The 5,536-nt window shown below is 42.0% G+C and carries 4 protein-coding genes; all 4 read left to right on the top strand.

The window, feature by feature from the left end; genetic code table 11:
- Positions 1–431 precede the first annotated feature (431 nt).
- From J2X69_RS24530 to J2X69_RS24545, 4 genes are read left to right on the top strand one after another with little or no spacing between them, the layout of a single operon-like run.
- The gene (locus tag J2X69_RS24530; RefSeq protein ID WP_310109456.1) at positions 432–2,855 is read left to right on the top strand and encodes a heavy metal translocating P-type ATPase metal-binding domain-containing protein; all 2,424 of its coding nucleotides are present in this window, start codon (positions 432–434) and stop codon (positions 2,853–2,855) included.
- Position 2,856: 1 nt separating this feature from the next.
- On the top strand, positions 2,857–3,045 hold the full coding sequence (gene ccoS / locus J2X69_RS24535) for a cbb3-type cytochrome oxidase assembly protein CcoS (protein WP_310109459.1): 189 nt from the start codon (positions 2,857–2,859) through the stop codon (positions 3,043–3,045).
- Positions 3,038–5,164, top strand: coding sequence for a cytochrome-c oxidase, cbb3-type subunit I (gene ccoN, locus J2X69_RS24540; protein WP_310109463.1), 2,127 nt, complete (start codon positions 3,038–3,040; stop codon positions 5,162–5,164). The genes ccoS and ccoN overlap by 8 nt, the downstream gene beginning before the upstream one ends.
- A gap of 11 nt (positions 5,165–5,175) precedes the next feature.
- A complete protein-coding gene (locus J2X69_RS24545; protein ID WP_310109466.1) occupies positions 5,176–5,361 on the top strand; it encodes a cbb3-type cytochrome c oxidase subunit 3 in 186 nt (61 codons plus the stop codon).
- Positions 5,362–5,536 lie beyond the last annotated feature (175 nt).

Here is a 5,536-nt window from a genome sequence, read left to right on the forward strand (position 1 = left end):
GGGGTTACACCCGGGAGAGTAGGTCGCCGCCTCATTTATTCAGACCCGTTGGTTAATTCCGGCGGGTCTTTTTGCGTTTATACCCTCTCTCCCCAGATATTCCGACTGATCCACATTGAGCAACAGGCGGAGCTGACATTTACATTTTTTTGTCAATAGGCCTTTTTACTGGGTCATTCAGGAACCACATTGGTTTTTATTTTAGTAATGGATGTGTAACTGATACAGTGTCAATCCCAGATCAATAAAACTGACTTTTGTCAGCTTTTCACATGTGTTTCATCATTACTTGGGCTTTTCCAATAGTATAGTTTTGAGGTGTGAAGGGAATGACTGGGACGGTGTAAGTCTGATTCTCTTTTGTGGGCTGCTTTACATTCTACCTGTTTTCTCCTGTCTTACTGATAGATCCTCTAGTTAAATTGAAGGTAATGAAGCCTGAAATAGCTCCAACAGAATATGTGTCTTGTTTTCACTGTGGTGAAAATTGCGGTGAGTTGGTGATTCTAACCGATGATAAGAATTTTTGCTGTCAAGGCTGCAAGTTGGTTTATGAAGTGCTTACAGAGAATGATCTCTGTAGTTACTATGATATAGCCAGTCATCCGGGTGCAAGCCAGCGTACCCAAGTGGGGCAGTCTAACAGATTTGATTACTTGGATGATTTTGATACTGCCGATCGCCTTTTGGATTTTCGTAACGAAACAGAGTGCCATGTTACCTTTTATATCCCTATAATTCATTGCGCCTCTTGTATATGGCTTCTGGAAAATCTTCACCAAATCCATTCAGGTGTATTTTACAGCCGCGTTGATTTTATTAAAAAGAAAGTTCAGGTTAAGTTTCTTCGTGATAAGATTAGTATAAAAGAATTAGTAAGTCTATTGTCCACAATAGGATACGAGCCGCAAATTAACCTTTCTAATCTGGAGGAGAAACAAGGAGTTGGGTTAGACAAGCGTCTAATTCAGCGATTTGCTGTCGCCGGTTTTTGCTTCGGAAATATGATGCTGTTCAGTATCCCTGAATATTTTTCTGAAGCTGAATTGATTGATTCATCATTTCGGGGTTTGTTCAGTTACTTAAATGTAATACTTGCGATACCGGTAGTAGTTTATTCAGCGAGTGATTACTATCGATCCGCATGGAATTCACTTAATCAAAAGCAAATAAATATGGATGTCCCTATTGTTTTGGGGATTCTTGCACTCTTTGTTTATTCTCTTTGGGAGATATTCGCTTTTCAGCGATCAGGTTATATGGACAGTCTTGGAGGGTTATTATTCTTCCTGCTTCTGGGGAAAATCTACCAGCAGAAGACTTTTTCGACACTGGAATTTGATAGGGATTACAAATCGTATTTCCCTATAGCCGTCACCAAAATTGTAAAAAATCAAGAGGTTGTTATTCCCCTTGCGAAGCTGCAAGTAGACGATGTAATCTGGGTTAGAAATGAAGAGTTGATTCCCGCAGATTCTTTTTTACTAAGTGATAAGGCTAGTATTGATTACAGTTTTGTGACGGGCGAAGAAGTTCCGGTGCCGAGACTAAAAGGTGCATTAATCTATGCGGGTGGCCGTCAAAAAGGGGATCCGGTACTTTTGAATGTTCAAAAGCTTCCTTCGCAGGGATATCTGACTGATTTGTGGAACAATGAGTCTTTCGATAAAGGTAAAGAAGGCTTACTTGAGCCTTTATCTGTAAAAATCAGTGCTGTATTCACATGGTCTGTATTGGCTGTAGCTTTAGCTTCCTTTGTTTATTGGGCTTTTATAGACTTTTCGATTGCGATTAAAGTGTTTGCCTCAGTGCTTATAGTGGCCTGCCCCTGCGCTTTAGCTATGTCAACTCCATTCACCCTGGGGAATTCGCTGAGAATCTTTGGCAAAAGCCGTTTTTACCTGAAAAATGCCAATGTGATCGAGCGGCTAGCTTTGATTAATGCGGTAGTCTTTGACAAAACGGGAACTCTCACAGATCCGGCAAATGCCAAAGTCACTTATAAGGGCGAGACCTTGACAGAAGAAACCAAGTCTGTACTGAAATCAATGGTAGAACGGTCCACTCATCCGCTGAGTATTCGGATCAATAACTGGCTAGGCAATCAAATAGCTATGCCCCTAGATCAAGCCAGTGAAATAAAAGGGGCAGGTATTCAGGCTATAGTGAAGGGACAATGTTTCAAATTGGGCTCAGCTGATTTTACGGGATTCAGGAGTGTTACAAATCAAAATGGCAATGTGGTTTGCCTGTCTGTAGAAGAACAGGAACTCGGTTATTTCATTATCGAATCAGGACTTCGGGAGAATGCTGCTGATGTAATTGATCAGCTTAAAGGGGATTTTGATCTTCATGTATTATCAGGAGATTTTTCTCACGAGCAGGCTTATTTGGAGGGAAAGCTTGGCGGATCTATCACATATAATTTCAAGCAAAGTCCTGGGGATAAACTGAATTATTTAAAGCATTTAAATAAGAATCGTCACACCTTGATGATCGGTGATGGATTAAATGATGCGGGGGCCTTGCAGGAAAGCGAGGTTGGGGTGGCAGTTTCCGATCAGGTTAGTCACTTCTCTCCGGCAAGCGATGCTATTATGGATTCGCAAGTATTTGGAATGATTCCTGATTTTTTAAGTTTTGCCAAATCCAGTAGACTCATCATTATGGCGAGTTTTATATTAAGTTTATCGTATAACGTAGTTGGGGTTGGTTTGGCAGTTCAAGGACTTTTAAGTCCAGTGATTTGCGCTATTTTAATGCCGCTAAGTAGTGTGTCGGTAGTGGTTTTTACCACATTGTCCACAAATTTTGTAGCCTGGAGAAAAGGGCTGTTAACCTCAAAACTGTCGTAGCATGGAGGTTATTTTTCTATTAATCGCAATCAGTCTAGTATTGGCCGGTACATTTCTTTTCCTGTTTTTCAAAGCAATGAAAGGAGGCCAATTTGATGATAATTACACCCCTTCGATAAGGATGCTTTTTGAGAACAATTCGAAGAAACCTAAAAAAAATCCACGATCAAAACCGAAATCCTATGAATGACACTACTCTGGAGAGGTTCCTATATGACAATAAAATTGTCAAATATTTTGGAGCCGCAACGATTATCTGGGGCGTAATCGGGATGCTTGTCGGCGTACTTGCGGCGACACAACTCTTCTTACCTGAAGCCAATTTAGGTAACCCCTATACTACATTTGGACGGATAAGACCATTGCATACCAATGCTGTAATCTTTGCTTTTGTGGGGAACGCGATCTTTGCAGGCGTATATTATTCCATGCCCAGATTGCTGAAAGCTCCAATGTGGAACAAATCCCTTAGCTGGTTTCATTTCTATGGCTGGCAATTAATTATCCTTTCAGCAGTTTTGACATTGCCTTTGGGGTTTACTTCTTCCAAAGAATACGCCGAATTGGAGTGGCCAATTGATATTGCTATTGCAATCGTATGGGTAGCTTTTGGAGTCAATATGATTGGGACGATTCTTACCCGTAGAGAGCGCCATATGTATGTGGCAATCTGGTTTTACCTTGCATCGTTTATCACAGTGGCTGTCTTGCACATAGTGAATTCCCTGGCTTTACCGGTTTCGTTCCTGAAAAGTTATTCAGCCTATGCTGGTGTACAAGATGCATTGGTGCAATGGTGGTATGGTCATAATGCGGTGGCATTTTTTCTTACTACTCCTTTCTTGGGGTTGATGTACTATTTCTTACCAAAGGCAGCCAATAGACCTGTTTACTCATACAAACTATCCATTATTCACTTTTGGTCTTTGATTTTCCTTTACATGTGGGCGGGCCCCCATCACTTACTTTATACAGCATTGCCGGAGTGGGCTCAAGTTTTGGGAACTGTTTTCTCCGTAATGCTTTTGGCTCCATCATGGGGTGGTATGGTGAATGGATTGCTGACTTTGCGTGGAGCATGGGATAAGGTAACTACGGACCCGGTACTGAAATTTATGGTAGTAGCGATCACTGCTTATGGTATGGCTACATTCGAAGGGCCTATGCTTTCATTCAAAAATGTCAGTGCTATTGCCCATTATACTGATTGGATTGTGGCTCACGTCCATATTGGAGGGCTAGGGTGGAATGGTTTCTTGACTTTTGGTATGCTTTACTGGATGTGGCCTAGGCTATTCAAAACCACCATATATTCTACTAAGCTGGCTAATACGCACTTTTGGTTAGGCGTGATGGGAATCATTTTCTATGCTTTGCCGATGTACGTAGCAGCTTTGACTCAGTTCTTGATGTTGAGAGAATTTGACGAGATGGGTAAACTTGCCTATGGTAATTTCCTGCAGACCGTGGTAGAGTTGGTGCCTATGTATATGCTTAGAGCATTTGGAGGACTGCTGTATGTAAGTGGAGCGATCCTGATGATGTACAATATGTTCATGACTGCTAAGCAAGGCACCTTTGTAGAGACCGAAGAGGATTCTGCTCCCGCATTGGCGAAAGTGTACAATCCTGTAGGAGAATACTGGCACCGTGCTTGGGAGAGAAAGCCTATTTTCTTCGCTGTGTTGGCTACCGTGGCTATTCTGATTGGTGGAGTCGTAGAAATCGTCCCTACTATTTTGGTGAAGTCCAATGTGCCTACCATCAGTTCTGTTAAGCCTTATACGCCACTTGAGCTGGAAGGAAGAGATATTTATATCCAAAATGGTTGTGTAGGTTGTCATTCTCAGATGATAAGGCCATTTAGATTTGAGACAGAGCGTTATGGTGAATATTCCAAAGCAGGGGAATTTGTGTATGACAGACCATTCCTTTGGGGCTCCAAACGAACAGGTCCTGATCTTCACCGGGTGGGAAGGAAATATCCTGACAGCTGGCATTATTTCCATATGGAAGACCCACGCAGCATGTCACCGGGTTCATTGATGCCGCCATACCCATGGCTATTGACCAATGCCTTGGACTATTCTGATCTGCCTGCGAAAATCAGCACTATGCAGAAGCTTGGCGTCCCTTACCCTGCAGGTTATGATCAGCAAGCTGCTGCGGATCTGGAAGCGCAGGCAGCAGTGATAGCTACCAACTTGAAAGATGCAGGAATAGAAGTAATGCCGACCACTGAAATCGTGGCTTTGATTGCTTATTTGCAGCGATTGGGTACTGATATTAAAGTCTCACCATCTAACTAATCGGAGAAATCATGTACAAAGAAGTATTAAGATCAATGGAAAATGTAGAGATATTCCCGATTATCTCTCTAATCATATTTGTCCTGTTTTTTGTAGGGGTTGCTATTTGGGCTATGAAAGTTCCAAAAGAGTATGTAGACCATATGAGTTCTCTACCAATGGATGATGACCACGAATTAACTAATAACCGGCCATGAAATCGAGCATGACTCAAAAGGCACACGCTGGTATGATTATAAACCCAGCGAGATTCCAGCTGTCCTTTAAAAATCAAATTATAATCAGATGAAATATCCATGACGGGAGCGCGACACACAGGGGCATGATTATAAATCCCGGCATCCACCATTTTCGTAGAAATCAACCGGATAA

Origin of the sequence: Algoriphagus sp. 4150 (assembly GCF_031457395.1) — a bacterium.
Taxonomy (GTDB): domain Bacteria; phylum Bacteroidota; class Bacteroidia; order Cytophagales; family Cyclobacteriaceae; genus Algoriphagus.